Origin of the sequence: Terrabacter sp. C0L_2 (assembly GCF_036352015.1) — a bacterium.
GTDB classification, from domain to species: Bacteria; Actinomycetota; Actinomycetes; order Actinomycetales; family Dermatophilaceae; genus Terrabacter; species Terrabacter tumescens.
Genome location: NZ_CP143557.1, coordinates 1809671 through 1824874, shown reverse-complemented (window position 1 = coordinate 1824874; position 15204 = coordinate 1809671). Strand labels below are relative to the sequence as shown.

10 protein-coding genes are annotated in these 15204 nt (G+C 73.2%); all 10 read right to left on the bottom strand.

Annotation, left to right across the window (positions count from 1 at the left end):
- Positions 1-3 precede the first annotated feature (3 nt).
- Complete coding sequence (locus U5C87_RS08480; protein WP_330476160.1) at positions 4-1041, bottom strand: hypothetical protein; 1038 nt, start codon at positions 1039-1041, stop codon at positions 4-6.
- Complete coding sequence (locus tag U5C87_RS08475) at positions 1038-2378, bottom strand: lipopolysaccharide biosynthesis protein (protein WP_330476159.1); 1341 nt, start codon at positions 2376-2378, stop codon at positions 1038-1040. Before U5C87_RS08475 ends, U5C87_RS08480 begins: the two co-directional genes overlap by 4 nt.
- Positions 2339-3670: an O-antigen ligase family protein gene (locus tag U5C87_RS08470; protein WP_330476158.1), complete on the bottom strand. Its 1332-nt coding sequence runs from the start codon at positions 3668-3670 to the stop codon at positions 2339-2341. The genes U5C87_RS08475 and U5C87_RS08470 overlap by 40 nt, the downstream gene beginning before the upstream one ends.
- Positions 3667-4794, bottom strand: coding sequence for a phosphotransferase (locus tag U5C87_RS08465; RefSeq protein WP_330476157.1), 1128 nt, complete (start codon positions 4792-4794; stop codon positions 3667-3669). The genes U5C87_RS08470 and U5C87_RS08465 overlap by 4 nt, the downstream gene beginning before the upstream one ends.
- Positions 4791-5231 carry a hypothetical protein gene (locus U5C87_RS08460; protein WP_330476156.1) on the bottom strand — a complete coding sequence of 147 codons (441 nt, stop codon included), beginning with the start codon at positions 5229-5231 and terminating at the stop codon, positions 4791-4793. Before U5C87_RS08460 ends, U5C87_RS08465 begins: the two co-directional genes overlap by 4 nt.
- Positions 5228-6403: a glycosyltransferase gene (locus tag U5C87_RS08455; RefSeq protein ID WP_330476155.1), complete on the bottom strand. Its 1176-nt coding sequence runs from the start codon at positions 6401-6403 to the stop codon at positions 5228-5230. Before U5C87_RS08455 ends, U5C87_RS08460 begins: the two co-directional genes overlap by 4 nt.
- Complete coding sequence (locus tag U5C87_RS08450; RefSeq protein ID WP_330476154.1) at positions 6400-7422, bottom strand: hypothetical protein; 1023 nt, start codon at positions 7420-7422, stop codon at positions 6400-6402. Before U5C87_RS08450 ends, U5C87_RS08455 begins: the two co-directional genes overlap by 4 nt.
- A complete protein-coding gene (locus U5C87_RS08445; protein ID WP_330476153.1) occupies positions 7419-8801 on the bottom strand; it encodes a hypothetical protein in 1383 nt (460 codons plus the stop codon). Before U5C87_RS08445 ends, U5C87_RS08450 begins: the two co-directional genes overlap by 4 nt.
- Positions 8802-9127: 326 nt before the next feature.
- Entirely contained in the window at positions 9128-13627 is a 4500-nt protein-coding gene (locus U5C87_RS08440; RefSeq protein ID WP_330476152.1) for a PKD domain-containing protein, read from the bottom strand.
- Between the two features lie 22 nt (positions 13628-13649).
- A complete protein-coding gene (locus U5C87_RS08435; protein WP_330476151.1) occupies positions 13650-15113 on the bottom strand; it encodes an RtcB family protein in 1464 nt (487 codons plus the stop codon).
- Positions 15114-15204 lie beyond the last annotated feature (91 nt).

The following is a 15204-nucleotide window of genomic DNA, read 5'->3' as shown; positions in this document are numbered from 1 at the left end:
GGCTCATCCCGTTCCTGATGCGACGAAGATGGTCGAGAAGATCGCGGTGGCGGCTGCGACGTCGGCCGCGGAGCCGACCTGGAGCGACGACGGCGTCATGTGCGTCCACAGCTCCACGCCGCGGCCCCGGCGCGCGCGCAGCTGCTCGACCAGGGGGTTGGAGGCGAGACCCGGGTCGGTGAGCTGGTACGTGCCGTCCTTGTATGGCTGGCTCCACGTCCAGACGTCGACGGCTCGGGCTCCGTGTGCCAGCGGCAGGTCGACGAACGTCTCCACGTCGGCGGCCGCCGACGCCGCGGTGCCCGGGTAGCGGCCCGGGTGCGCCAACGCCTTGCGGGCCTGCAGGCGGACCTGGCCGCCCCACCGACGGTGCGCCTCGTCCCAGGCCGCGGCCATGACGGCATTCCGCGTGGTGCCCCACGCGGCATACTCCCCCTCGCTGAGCAGCCCCGCGCTGAGATCGACGACGTCGAGACCGCCCGAGGCCACGTAGCCGTCGACCGCCGCCAGGGTCGCGGCAGGGTCACGCTCACGCGCAGCGCTCGCACACTGCGCCCGGCGCTCGTGAGAGGGGCCCGTCTGCTCGATCCAGGCGGCACAGCCGAGCTCAGGGACGATGAGGTCGACGAGCACCTTGCGACCGGGCAGCGCCCGGTGGATGGCCGCGGTCGTGTGGGTGAGGAAGTCACGGGCCTGCTGCGGTGACGCGCCGTCGCGGTAGCCGAGCTCGTCGGCGATCTTGACGCCGTCGACCCCGGGTCGGTCCGCGAGGACCACGACCCGGGAGAGCACGCCCTGATAGGCGTCTGCGCCCGCGAGCCACGCCTTGAGCAGGTCGGTCTCGATCCAGACCTTGCCGCCGTGCGCGACGACGGCGTCGACGAGGGCGGCATACTGCGGGCGCACCTGGCTCGCGCTCGGCGCGGACGGGCGGGGGTCGGGCGCGCCGGCCGTGCACGCGCTGGCGAGCAGCACCGCGGCCAGGATGGCGTACGCGGCCTGCACCCTCCCGCGCCCCGGCCGCGTTCGTGGGGTGGTCACGGGTCACCCCGCAACCTGCACCAGGCCCGGACGAGGAGGACATCGGTGACGAGGTAGGCGACGGCGCTCGCCCAAGCCGCGCCGTCCGACCCGTGCGTCGGGATGAGGACTGCATCAAGGGCAACCGTCACGACGAAACCTGCCCCGAGGATCGTCGAGTTGAGGCCCGGGCGGCCCGTGCCCAGCAAGAAGCCGGAGGCGACACCCGCCGCGGGCTCCGCCATCAGACCGAGGGCGATCCAGGCGGCGGGCCAGCACGCGGCGCGGAAGTCCTCTCCGTAGAGGGCGGGCAGGACGAGGAAGCCGCCGGCAGCCACGACAGCCGCCATCGCGGTGCCCAGACCGAGCAGCGCGCGGACGCTGGGGACCCGAACGGGACCCACCGGGTCAGCGGCCGCGGCGGCCTCGGAGCGGGCAGCGGCTCGTGCGGCGAACTGCGGGTACGTGACCCACGTCAGGGCCAGGGCCGGAAGACGGAGCAGCTCGGCCACCTTCGAGGCCACGACATACACCCCGACCGGCGCCGGGCCGGCGAGCGCGCCGAGGATCACGACGTCGAGTCGCAGGTTGAGCAGGCTCAGGATGCCGCCGACCTGCGCGCGCATCCCGAAGGTCGCCATCCTGCGGGCCAGTGGCAGGTCCCACCGCCCGACGAAGGGGTGCCCCAGCGTCCTGGCCCTCAGGCGTCGCCAGGCCAGGGCAGACACGAGCACGTCTGCGAGCAGCAGCGACACGACGAGCAGCGGTCCGCTTCTCAGGCCGATCCACCACCCGACGGCCAGGACAGGGACGAAGACGGCCTCCTCGGCCGCGGTCACGAGGTTCGCCCCCCGCGTGTCACCCAGGGCCTGCAGGCAGGCCTTGCCGACGGCCACCGGGAGCTGAGTGGCCACCGTGACGCCCGTCAGGACGACCACGGCGAAGGTCGTCGTCGACATGAGGTGGTCGTGGATCAGCCCGCTCAACAGCATCCAGACCGCGGTGCCGAGCGTCGCGCCGGCCGCCATGAGCACATGGATCGTGGGCCACAGGCGGGGGTGCGCGCGCTCCGCACCCCCCACGAAGAAGCCCATGGCACCGGGCAGCCCGCACGCCGAGACGACCCCGACGACGCCGGGCAGCACGCGCATCAGGGCCAGGAGGCCGACGTCCTCCGCGCCGCCGGAGCGGGCCACGAGGACGGTGACGAGGGCGACCGAGGCCAGGGCGACGAGGCGGGCTCCGAGGTTGCCGTAGACGTGCGAGGTCGGGGCCCGGTGCCGTCCACCGGCCCGGGTCGCGAGCGGTCGGGTGCGGCTCAGCGGCTGCATCGACGCCTCGCGGACGGCAGCATCCACGCGCCGGGGTCGATGCCCGCGACGAGGCCGAGAAAGGCCCAGAGGTGGCGGAAGTGCAGCACCTCGTAGAAGAAGGCGGAGACGAGGAAGGCGCAGCCTAGGCCCAGCAGGAACTCGGGGCGCGGAACCAGCATGCGGACCCACTCGGTCTGCGGCCGGCGGACCGTGCGGCCCAGTCGGGCGGCGACGGCGGCGATCAACAGGGTCAGGCCCACCCCGCCGGCGGCCCCACGCTCGACGATCGTGGCCAGGTAGTCGTTGTGGGCCTCCTTGACGTAGGGCGCGGCGGAGCCCTTGAGGGTGGCCTTGGTCCGGCCCGGGCCGACCCCGACGAGGTCGCCCTCGAGGTAGAGCTTGAGGGTCTCGGAGGCCAGAGCCTGCCTCGAGCCGCTGGACTCGTCGGTGCGGCCCAAGGAGTCGCGCAGCACCTGCGCGCTGTCCGCCGCCGACTGCCTGATCTGCGAGAGGCTGACGTACGGGGACACCAACGCCAGCGCGACGACGCCCAAGGACAGGAGCGAGGTGGCGGCGAGCACCCCGAACCGCCGGCGCAGGCGCAGCAGGCCGCCCACACCGACGAGGGCAGCGAGGGCCAGCGTGGCCCCGTTCGAGCCGGTGAAGACGATGGCCAGGAGCAGCACGGCCAGCGCGAGCACGCGAGCCCACGGACGCCGGATCACCGACGTCGCCAGCACGAGCGCGAGGATCACGAGGAAGTAGTTGGCCGCGAGGTTCGGGTCATCGAAGGTCAGGGACGCGCGACCGCCGTCCTTGGGGGTCACCCCGGCCAGCCAGTCGATGCCCGTCATCCGGCCGAAGCACATGACGGCCGCCCACCCGACGCCCGACCAGACCCACGTCCGCAGCAGCACCTGCAGCAGCCATCGACGGTGCCGGACGGCGTTCGCGACCGCCGCCCCCCAGACGAGACAGAAGAGGTCCTGGAGTACCGCGATCGCGGCGCTCTCCGCATGAGCGAGGTAGGCGGCCACCGCTCCGGACAGCATCATGATGCCGACCGGCAACGCGTACGGAAGGGTGACGACGAGCCGCTTCCGACGCATCCAGACGAAGAGCGAGACGACGAAGGCGAGGATTCCGACGTCGGCGAGTGCCGTGTTGCCCGGCCCGCTGGGGACGAGCACCGACAGCACGACGAGGGACGCGACGAGCAGGTGGCCGACGCGCCTGGGCCCGGCCTCGAAGTAGGGGTCGTCCATGGTGCGCAGGTCGTAGGGCGGCCGCACGCTGGTCAGGACCGGCGCCCGGTCCACCCGGTACGTCATGGTCATGGGATGCCTCCGCGTGCAGCGGACCGGCCGGACGTCGCCGCGGGCCCCGCGACCGCCGATTGAGGCCGTGCCGAGCCCGCCGGAGCGACCGATGAGGTCGACAACGAGGCGGCGAGCGCGAGGTGCTGGCCGGCGAAGACCTCGTGGTCGCTCCCGGCGGCCACCTCGGCGAGACCGACGAGGAGAGCGTCGCGCCACAGACCCGGGTCGCGGTCCGTCTGCTGGAGGCCGAGGGCGACGAAGGCCTGCACGAGCCGGGGGAACCACCCGGAGCCCTCCATGGCGTAGCGCACTCCCTCGCCCCAGCGACCCGCCACGAGGTCGGCGTGTCCGGTCACGCGGCGGCCCGGGCCGGTGTGCCGGTCGAGGTAGAGCGCATAGCTCAGGGCGAAGCGCACGCGGTCGCGCACCGGGTCCCCACCGAAGGCCGCGTGCTCCCAGTCGATCACCCCGGAGACGAGCCCGCCACGTCGCAGGACGTTGCCGCACCAGAAGTCGCCGTGCACCACGGACGACGACGATCCGCTCCCGACGAGGGCCCCGGAATCGCGGACGCGCTCTGCGAGCTGCAGCGCCACCGGGTCGGCCGGCCAGCGCGCCACGAGCTTGCGTGCGAGGGCTGCCCCCGGAGCGAGGGCATCGGACTCACCCGCCTCGACGACGTCCGCAAGGGGCACGAGGGCGAGCCGATCGAGCCACCCGGCGGCGCACCGGAAGTCGTGCTCGACCGTGCGGGGTCGAGCGGTGTGACGCCACCGGTGGTAGTCGACCGAGAGCGAGATCCCGCGTTGGGCGGTGGTCACCATGACGGCGCCGCGTGCGTCCTGGCGCTCCTCGATGAGCCGTGGGACGGTGTCGCCGACCAGGCCGGGGTCGGCCGCGACGACCTGGCGCAGAGCCGCTGCCTCGGCGGCCACCGCGGCTCGGGCGCCCGACGTCCACGCGACCTTCACCGCGAGGGTCGGCGCCGACGCGCGCTCGGGCAGCACCATGACCGTGGTCTTCGGGTTCTCGTCCTTGGACATGGCGAGGACGACGAGGCGGCGGGGCCGACCGACGTGGTCCTGCAGCACCTCGCGCAGGAGCTCTCCTGCGTCGGTGTCGACGAGGGTGTCCGGAGTCATCGTCGCCTCCCGACCACGATGCGAGCCGGCGCGACCGCGGTGAGCAGGCCTGCGGCAAGGCGCTCCCCCGGCGCACCAGCCGACGCCAGCGCCAGCCACAGCCGCAGGCCGGCCTCGAGAGCGAGGCGTCCTCGGCGGACGTGCGGCGGGACGGTGCCCAGTGTCCGCACCAGCCAGCGCAGGGACTCGGAGCTGTCGTCCGAGACGAAGACGGGGTGCTCCCATGTCGGCAGGAGGACGTACTCCGCCTCGATCGAGACCCCCAGTCGATCGGCGTGCCGGCGCAGCCTCCCGCGGCTCCCCAAGCGCCGGTCGGCCAGCACGACCGGCGTGCCCGACGAGGCCCCGCGCACCTGCTCGGCGTCGGCACGACGGTCCGGCCACGCCACGCGCGAGGCGACGGGGACGACGACGCGCGCAGCGGGGGGCAGGGTCACCGATGCCTCCCGGGTCCTGCACCCGCCAGCTCGCGGTGGGCCCGCGCCGGGGCCGAGGAGTAGATGTCGTCGAGGATGCCCGCTCCCGTCTCGACGTCGTAGCGGTCGCCGAGGTGCTCGCGCGCGCGCACCGCCCACCGTTCGGCCGTCTCCGGGTGACGCAGCGTGAAGTCCAGGGCGCCGGCCAGCAGGTCGGCCCGGCCGGGCGGCACGAGCAGACCGGTCTCACCCGGGATGACGACGTCCGGCACCGCGTTGACCGCTGTGGCGACGACGGGCACGCCGCACTGCTGCGCCTCGACGATGGCGCACGGCAGCCCCTCGTAGCGGCTGGCCATGGCAAACACGTCGAAAGCAGGCAGCAGCTCGGCGACGTCTGCGCGGTTGCCCAGCAGGCGGACGCGGCCGTCCAGCCCGAGCTCCCGCACCTGTCGGGCGGTCCGCTCGGCGAGATCTCCGTCCCCCGCCCAGACGAGGACGGCCGGCACCTCCATCCGACGCAGGGCTCCCAGCATGATCTCCGGAGCCTTCTGGAAGTCCAGGCGTCCGACGGTGCCGACGACCGGCGCGTCCTGGGCCAGGCCCAGCACGGCCCGCGCAGCGGCCCGGGACTCCGGCGTGCGCGCCACGTCCGAGAAGTCCACCTGGGGGCCGACCGTGTAGACCTGCTCGGGTCTCGCGAGCCCTCGTCGCAGCGCCTCGACGGCCACGCCCGTGCCGACCGCGAGGTAGGCGTCGGTGATGCGGGAGAGCCGCCTCTCGATGCCGACGTAGGTGGCGTGCACGGCCGGGTTCTGGAAGTCGTGGAACGGGAAGCCGTGCAAGGTGTGCACGATCAGCTCGACGCCGGCGTGGTGGGCGGCGAGCCGGCCGAGCACTCCGGCCTTGGAGCTGTGCGTGTGCACGACCTGCACGCGTCGTTCCCGCATCAGGGCGGTCAGCCGCGAGAGCGCCTGGGCGTCGTGCCGCGGGCTGATGGGAGCCACGAGGTCCGGCAGCACCACGACCTCCACGCCGTGGGCACGAGCTCGGTCGAGGAGCGTGCCCTCACGCGTCCCGGTCACCAGGATGCTCTCGTACCGCGTCGGGTCCAGTCCGACGGCTCCGCGCACCGCGACGCCGCCGGCGCCGGCGATGCACCTCGTGATGACGTGCATGACCCGGCGCCTCATGGCTGCCCCACTTCCATCGTCTCCGTGACGGGAGCCGAGCCCCCGCTCTCGACACCGCGCAGCAGCGCGGCCACCTGCGCGACGCCCGTCGTGGGTGTCGGCGGCAGCAGCAGTTCGAAGGTGCGCGTCCGGGCCACGAGCTCCTCGCACACCGCAGCGACCGGCGGATGCACCAGCCCGAGGCCGGTTCCCAGGCCCAGGGTCGCGGCGAAGCTCCAGTAGCGCCGCAGCTCCCCGGCGACGTACGTGCCTCCGACCAGCTCGCGAGCAGCGTCCTCGGCGCCGATGCGGCGCACGTGTGCTGTCGGCCCCTGACCACGCCGGATCACCACGACCGCGGTCGGGACGAGGGACGGGTCGAGCAGGCGCCACGGACTCTCCCGGCGGCCATGCGGCATACGGCGGCCCCCGGCGTCGTCACGACGAGCTGGCTCGAGCAGGCCGTGCACGCTCCGCGCGTCCGTGACGCAGACGTTGTCACTGACCGCGTGACCACCCGCGGGCTCGACCGTTGCCATGAGGGTGGACTTGCCCACTCCGCCCGGCCCGGCGAGCACGAGGCCCAACCCGTCGACCGACGCAGCCGAGGCGTGCAGCGGGACGTGGCCTCGCAGTCCCGCCCACCAGAGCGCGGGGTACTGCAGCAGCACGGCGCGGGCCAGCAGGATGCGACGGTCCGGTGCGGCCAGCCCGAGGAGCCGGTGGCGCCACGACGGTCTCGGCGTCGCAACGACCTCGAGGTGGTCGGGGCGTGGTGCGAGCTGCAGGTCCAACCCACTGGCGCAGGCGTCCTCCAGCACCACCCGGGCGCCGTCCGACCAGGCGCTGCGAGTGAGGGTCTGCAGGCCCGCCACGTGCGGACGGGCGTGGCCACCGACGACCCTGACGCGGACGTCCGCGGACTCCTCGCCCTGCGTCGGGAGCAGCTGACCCGCACCGGCCTCGACCACCAGCGAGGCCCAGGCGCCCTCCGCGTCCACCTCGACGACGAGGCCGGCCGTACGCATGCGCACCTTCATCGGTGGTACACCTCGCGCTCGTCGTGGACGGGGTGCCGCGACTCGTGCGGCACCGGCACGCTCGCCCGCGCCGCGTCGTGGCCCGCCCCGTTCCTCTGAGCGTCCATCCCGGCCGATCCCTGCACGGTCATGGCGGTCGGCACGCGGCCCGGGCGACCACCGCGGGGCGACGACGCGTGGTGACGGCGCCAGAACCGACGGCGTGTGGTCTCGTAGGTGACGACCCCGAGCAGCGGCCACCCCAAGCCCTCGACCATGGCCCGCACCGGCTCCAGGTCGCGCGCCAGCACGTTCCGCGGCACGAGCGCGACGGCCACCGGGCAGTCGCCCATGTCGACCCATCCCGTGCCGAGCACCTCGCTGGGCAGGCGGTGTGGGTGCTCTGTGGCGTCGGGCCCCAGGGACCCGACGAGCTTGCGCGCCCAGGCATCGTCCGCCGGGCGGCCGAGCGCGAAGAAGAGCCGGTCGGCGTCGTAGCGCTGCCCGAGCAGGGCGATCCGGTCGGCCACCTGGCCGGCTGCCGCCCTGACCCGCTCGTGGGAGAGCTGCCGGCGCGGGAGGTGGCCCAGGTGTGGGGCGTCCAGCGCGTAGGCGATGGCCCGGGCGCTGCGCAGTCGAGGACGCATGCTCTCCCGTCCGGCGGCGAGGCCCAGCCCGAGGAGCGCGCCGATGAACAGGGCGAGCACGGCCCGTTGCGCCGTGTCCGTCGGCACCGGGGTCGAGGGCAGTCGGACAGGGTCGAGCAGCACGGCCTTGGGTCGCGAGAGCTCGGCGATGTCGAGCTCCGAGAGCTGGCGCTCGTACTCGGTCTGGCTCGTCATCAGCGCGCCGAGCTGCGCCTGGATTGCCAGCACGTCGCCGGGTTGGGCGCGGCCCAGCTTGCCGACCAGGGCGCCCCGCTGCTTCCGGATGTCGGCGAGCTTCCGGTTGACCTGAGCCCGCCCCTCCGCGACCGTCTGCTGGTCGCCGAGGTTGGAGAACTGCAGCACGCTGGAGGTGATCGACTTGGCGATCTTGGCGGCGCGGGGCGGGCTCTCCTCGGTCACGGCGATCTCGACGACGGAGGAGACGCCCACGCGCCGGACGTCGACGTGGTCGCGGGCGAAGGCGACCGGTTCGGTCGCCAGGCCGGCGTCGTCCAGGGCCGCCCTCACGACGGAGACGCTCGTGGCGATGCCGAGCACGCGCTCGCTCGTGGCGTCGGCCTGGACGTTGGAGGCCGCCGGCTCGCGTCCCATCTGCACGCGCGCGACCGCTTCGTAGAGCTCGGGCGTTCGCGAGCCGATGTAGAGCGTCCCCACCACGGGCAGAGCCATGCACAGCAGCAGCAGGAACCAGTGTCCCCGGATCACCCGATGGACGGCCTCGTCGATCGTCATGCGCCCCACCCCTCCCGGGCCCGCAGGCCCGACTCGAGCTCGTTCCTCTCCTGCGACGGTAGGTCGCACGCGCGCTCGGCAGATCACCTGCGCGGCCGACCCCCGCCTACGTCAAACGACTGACTCCTGCGGCGCTCCCGCACGCCGCGTGGTTGGTGAGCGTCCTCGGCGCGGGAGTCGCCCGTCCCTGTCGGACCCGAGCGACGACCCGGAGGACGCGTGCCGAGCGCGCCAGCGGCCGGGACGACCGTTCCCGGGGGGCGTGGGAGAGGGGTCGTCCCGGCCTGTCCCGCGGCTGCGCGCTGCCGCGGGGGCCAGTGGGCTGGCTAGAGCCGGATGCTGGTCGAGGTGGAGCTGGTGAGGCCGACGGGGTCCGTGACCTTGAGGGTGATGGTGTAGCGGCCGGCGGTCGCGTAGGTGCAGGTGGTCTTTGCGGAGGACGTCGGCCCGACGACGACCCCGTTGCCGCAGGTGTAGGTGTAGCCGAGGGTGCCGCCCTCGGGATCGCTGGACCCCGTGGCGTCCAGGGTCGCGGTGGAGGGTGCCGTCCTGGACGAGAGCGTCACCGTGAGACTTGCGACGGGCGGCTTGTTGGAGCCGATGACGAGCTTGACGTTCGCGCTCGCCGCCTGTTGCCCGACATCGTCGGTGACGGTCACCTTGGCGTTGAACGTGCCGCCCGCGGCATAGCTGCACGTGGCGCTCGGGGACGCCTGCGGGCCGACGGTGGTGCCGTTGCCGCAGGAGAAGGTGTACGTCAGGGGACCTCCTTCGGGATCGGACGACCCGGACGCGTCGAACGTGGCCGTCGTGGGGGCCACCGGGCCCGGGCCCGAGGTCATCGTGAGGCTCGCCCTGGGCTCCAGGTTGACGGGGGCCGTCACCGTCACGGTTGCGGTCGCCGTCGCCGCGGCACCCGCCGGGTCGGTCACGGTCACCGACGCGGTGGCGGTGCCGGCCGTCGAGTACGTGCAGCTGACCGTCTGTGCAGTCTGCGGCCCCACCGGGGCACCGCCGTTGCCGCAGCTGAACGTGTAGTTCAGGGGCTGGCCCTCGGGATCCGACGAGCCGGACGCGTCGAGTGTGATGGTGACGGGCGCCGTCCCCCCGGGCGCCGACGTGGCCAGCTTCGCCACCGGCGGCTGGTTGGCCGTCGTGGTCACCGTGGTGGTCGCCGACGAGCTGAAGCCGCCTGCGTCGGTGACGTCGACCGAGGCGGTGAAGGTCCCGGCCGCCGAGTAGGTGCACGACGCCGTCGCGCCCGCCTGCGGCCCGATCGTGGAGCCGTTGCCGCAACGGAAGGTGTAGGCGGTGACGGGGTTGGCGCCGGCCGCCGTCGCTGCTGCCGACAGGGTCACGGTCAGCGGTGCGGTGCCGGACGCGGGCGTGGCCGACAGGCGCGCGACGGGCCCGGCGGCGGAGGCGTCCGCGCCCGCGTACTCGAGGGCTCCGCGGTCGCCGTAGGCGGGCGTCCCCGCACCCGTGTCCGCCACGGCGACGACGTCCACCGGGGCGATGCCGTCGTGGTCGTTCGCCGAGGTTCTCGGCACGCTCAGATCAGCCGAGTCCACGGCGGGCGAGCTCACCTGCAACCTCAGGTCCGAGGCGGCCGCGTCGACGAAGCGGGGGTCGCCCGAGAGGTCGCTCGCGCCCTGGCCGCTCCCGGCACGGAACGATGCGACGGTGGCATAGGAGACCGAGTTCCATTCGTAGAGAGGCCCGCCCGCAGTCATGTGAACGAGGTTGCGGTCCACGACCGACCCCGGGCTGGAGGCCTCGTCGAGCCGGACGTCCCCGATGGTCCGCGGGCTGCCGACGGCGTTGTCGACGCTGATGTTGTCGGCCACGACGGACCCGGAGCAGCCACCCTCGAGGTTGATGCCTGCGGTCGCGTTGCGCACGGCGGTGTTGCCGATGACCCGGTCTCCCGACGAGCGCACGCAGTCCAGACCGTGGTCGCCGTTGTCGTGGACGATGTTGCGGCGGACCGTCGCGTTGTTGGAGTCGGTGTAGATCTCGATGCCGGAGTCCTGGTTGGCGTAGGAGGTGTTGTCCTCGACGACGGCCCCGGTGGAGCCGAGGCTGACGTCGATGCCTGCCGCGAGGCGCTGCGTGGGCTGGACGTTGTCGTGGGCGACGTTGCGAGCCACCCGGGCGTCGGTACTGCTCTGGATGCTGATGCCGTGGTAGCCGTTGCCCGAGACCGAGTTGCCGTCGACCACGGCCGTCGAGCCGCCGGAGACGCGGATGCCGATCGAGCCGTTGGAGCGGCTCGTCGAGCCCGAGACGCGAGTGCCTGAGGACCGGTCGGAGGAGACGCCGTAGCTCGAGGCGCTCGAGACGTCCACGGCGGAGACCACCATGCCGGTCGAGTCCTGGACGCTGACGCCGACCCCGTTCTGACCGACCAACGAGAAGCCGTCGACGACCACCGAGGCGGTGCTCCACAGCTTGAACCCGTACGTGCGGGTGGATGCCTCGACCACCGCGTTGCCCGGGTTGGCTCCGCCCAGGTCGACGTACAGCGTTGCCGCGGCAGAGTCGTAGAACCAGGTGCCCGCCGTGGTGGTCGTCGCGCTGCCGGCTGCCGGCAGGCGGCTGCCGTCGCGGAACACCTGGGTCACCGGGGCGGACGAGGTGAGGGGGGTGCGCCAGGCAGACGTCGACGTGGCGGTCCAGCGGCTCGGGTCGGACAGGCTCGTCGTGCCGATGACGCGCACCTGCCCGTTGGCACGGAAGGTGAGTGGTGCGGCGCTCGTCCCCGTGCCCGTGGGGGTGACCTGCTCCCGGTAGTCCGCCGCCTCGACGAGGACGGTGTCACCGGCCTGCGCCACGGCAGCAGCGCGGCTGATCGAGCAGAAGGGCGTCGTCGTGCCGTTGCCGCCGTCCGAGCAGCCGGGCGAGGCGGCGTCGACGTGGTAGGTCACGAACGCCCGATCGGTGAGCGAGACCGAGGCGGAGTCCGTGGAGCTCAAACCCCCGCTGTCGGTGACCGTGACGCTCAGCATGTGCGTGCCGCTCGTGGCGTAGTCGTGCGAGGCCGTCCCCGAGCTCTGTGGCCCGACGACGGTCCCGTCGCCGAAGTCGAAGGTGTATGCCGTGATGCCCGCGAGGTCGACGTCGCTCGAACCCGTCGCGTCGGCCGTGACCCGCACGGCGGGAGGCACCTGACCGGTCGTCGTGGACAGCACGAGGCGGGCGTGCGGAGGGTTCGTGGCCCGGTCGCCGTCCTGGGGCATGCGCTCCAGGGCGCCGCGGTCGGCGTATGCCGGCGTGCCGAACCCGCGGTCGACGACCGTCGGGTCGTCGACGGGACCGTGCCCCGCGCGGTCGACCGGCTCGAAACCCGCGGCGGAGGCGTCTGCCGAGTCGATGGCGACCGACTGGGCGGAGAGCCTGAGGTCGCCGGCGGCCGCGTCGACGAACTGGGGGTCCTGCCCCAGCCCGGCGGACTCCTGGCCGGTGGCCTGTCGGAAGTCGGCCATCGTGCGGTAGCGGGTCAGGCCGACGCGCACGGCCGGCGCCCACGTGCTGTTCCAGAACACGTCGCGGTCCGCCGAGAAGCCGGTCATGGAGCTCTGCTCGACGTAGAGGTCGTTCTCCCCTGTCGCGATGCCGTTGTCGACGGCGATGTTGTCGCGCAGGGCGGCGCCGGTGCTCGATCCGGCCACCGAGAAGCCGTCCCTGCGGTTGCCGTAGGCGGTGTTGGAGACGTAGCGGGCGTCGAGCGCCGCCTGGGTGTCGAAGCCGTGGTCCCCGTTGGCGTAGCTGAGGTTGCGCACGACGAGCGCGCGCGCCGAGCCGTTGTACACCTGGATGCCGGAGTCCTGGTTGTCGTGGACGACGTTGCGGCGCAGCACCGTGTCGGTGGAGGTGGAGTTGACGTCGATGCCGGCGGCGGTGCTGGTCCCGGAGGTCACCACGTTGCCCGAGGACTCGTTGTCCTCGACCGTGTTGCCGGAGGCGCCCTGGAGCGAGATCCCGTGGAGTCCCGAACCGGTGACGGAGCTGCCTGCCACCCGTGACCCGGTCGTGGCCGACAGCTTGATGCCGATCGAGGCGCTCCGGGTGACCGTGGCGGCGGTGACGACGACGCCGGAGCTGCCCGACTCGACGAGCACGCCGTTGCTCCCGCTGTCGGCACTGGAGACGTGGTCCACGGAGACGGCGCTGCCGCCGCTGATGCGGACCCCTGCGAAGTTCTGTCCCCTGGTGACGAAGCCGGAGATCTCCACGTTCGACCGGCCGACGGCGTTGAAGCCATAGGACTGCGCGCCCGCGAGCACCGTCCTGCCGACGGGAGACGGTCCGCCGAGGTTGGCGTAGAGCAGCTTGGAGGTGCCGTCGTAGAAGAACGAGCCGCTCGTCATGGCGGTCCGCGAGGCGGCCGCGGCGAGGCGCGTGCCGTCGACGAAGACCTGGCGGGGCGCACTCGGGGGTGCGTACGGCGTGCTCCACGAACCGCCGGTCGCGTCGGTCCACGGACCGGCGGAGACGTCTCGCGTCCCGAGGACGACCACACCGGGCGCGGTCGCGACGAAGCGGATCGGGGCGCCGGCCGCACCCGAGGCCGCCACGGTCACCTGCTCTGCGTACGTTCCCGGTCGCACGTCGACGACGTCCCCGGCAGAGGTGGCCCGGGTGGCTGCCGCACCGATGCTGCAGAAGGGCGCTGCCTCGGACCCGGCGCCGCTGTTGGTGCAGGCCGTCGACGTGCTGTCGACCCAGTAGGTGGTCACGGCGAACGCGGGCGCCGCCGAGACCACGGTGGTGCCCAGGGCGAGCGCCACCGCGCTCACCGTGCCGATCAGGCCACGACGGTTCATGGCGACCTCCAGCGGTCTGGTCTCAGTGCAGGACGGCGAACGGACGCATCCGCGCGACCGGCCGCACGATGCGGTGGTCGGACAGGACGCTCATCGCGGCGTTGACGCCGTTGTCGTCCAGGTGGTGGGCGCGGGTCGGCTCCTTGTCGGAGTAGCGGAACCGCAGCGTGTGTCGGCCCGACGGGTCGAGCACGGAGCGACCGTCCTGCTCGAACTGGTCGATGACGGTGCCGGCCCCGTGGCACGCCGAGTGCAGGCTGTCGGCGCTGCGGTCACCGGCGACCGCCAGGTAGGACGATGTCCGGTGGGTCCCCGGGAGGAGGACCGCTTGGCCCGTTTGGGCGAAGACGGTGCCCTCGGGCATCCGGTCGGCCGGGTAGGCCCGGCAGGAGTTGTGCCGGTGGACGACCGCCCGGCGACCCTCCACCTCCTCCTCGTAGATCGAGTTGTGGGGCGAGTCGACGACGAGACGGCCGGGCTCGCCGCCGAAGACCCGTTGCGCGATGCTGCGCAGCGCGCCGTAGGTGGCGAGCCGGAACGCGTACCCGTAGTTCATCGCGGCGGCGTTGGCGAGCATGAGCCGCTGCCCCTCGTCGGTGTCGAGCTCGACCGGGGCGCAGCCGCTGGCGAAGTAGAGGCGCATGCGCTCGCGCAGCTGCGCCACCGAACGGGACGTCGCGAGGTGGAAGAGCGGCTTCTGCACCGCCATCGCGGCCTGCATGACGCGTGCCGTGTCGCGCCGCCGCTGGAAGAGGTGCCCGATCTCCCCGGTGAGGACGCCGCCGCCCGCGTGGTACTGCAGCGTCACCTGGCCCTCGCGCACACCGAGCAGCGCCGCGGCCTCGGGATCCAGGATCTCCTCGACCTCCTGCAGCTCGACGAAGTGGTTGGACGGGCCGATGGTGCCGAAGCGCAGCCGGGCCAGCTGCCACGTGAGCGCGGGGATCTCGCGGTGCAGCCGCGCGCCGCCACCCCAGGTCTCGAGGTCGACGCGGCCGCCCTCCTCGATGCGTTCGAGCTCGTCCGACTCGACGCCCCAGCGCTCTGCGGCGAACCTCGCGCCGTCGACGGCCGAGGCGGTCACCTCGTCCCGCGTCAGCTCTCGACCGCCACGCGTCGGGTAGGGATAGCGCTCCCTGACGGCACGGTAGAACTCCCCGATCGCGCGCTCGTGCGGTCGGTCGCAGTCGAGGGCGATGAGCGCCATGCCGCAGTTCACCGACGAGCTGGTGAAGGTGGGCCGGATCGTTCCCCGGGTCGCGACCGCAATGCTCGAGGGCATCTCCATGGCGCGCTTGTGGTGGAAGTCGGGCAGCACGACCGGCGGCGCTGCGAGATCCAGCCCGACGGCGCCCAGCTCCAGCCGCCGGAGCACGGCCTCGTCGGCCGCCATGCCGGGGCCGTCGAAGACCCGGGCGGTCGGCGTCGCCGGGGCACCCGGCCCGGGCAGGCCGGCGCCCTCGGCGCTGATGACGGTCAGGTCCACGGTCGTTCCTCTCGTCGTGATTCGATCTGGCGGTCTGGTGTGTGGCGGTCTCGCGGTGTCGCGGTGTCCCGACGGGCCGACGCGGGACAGC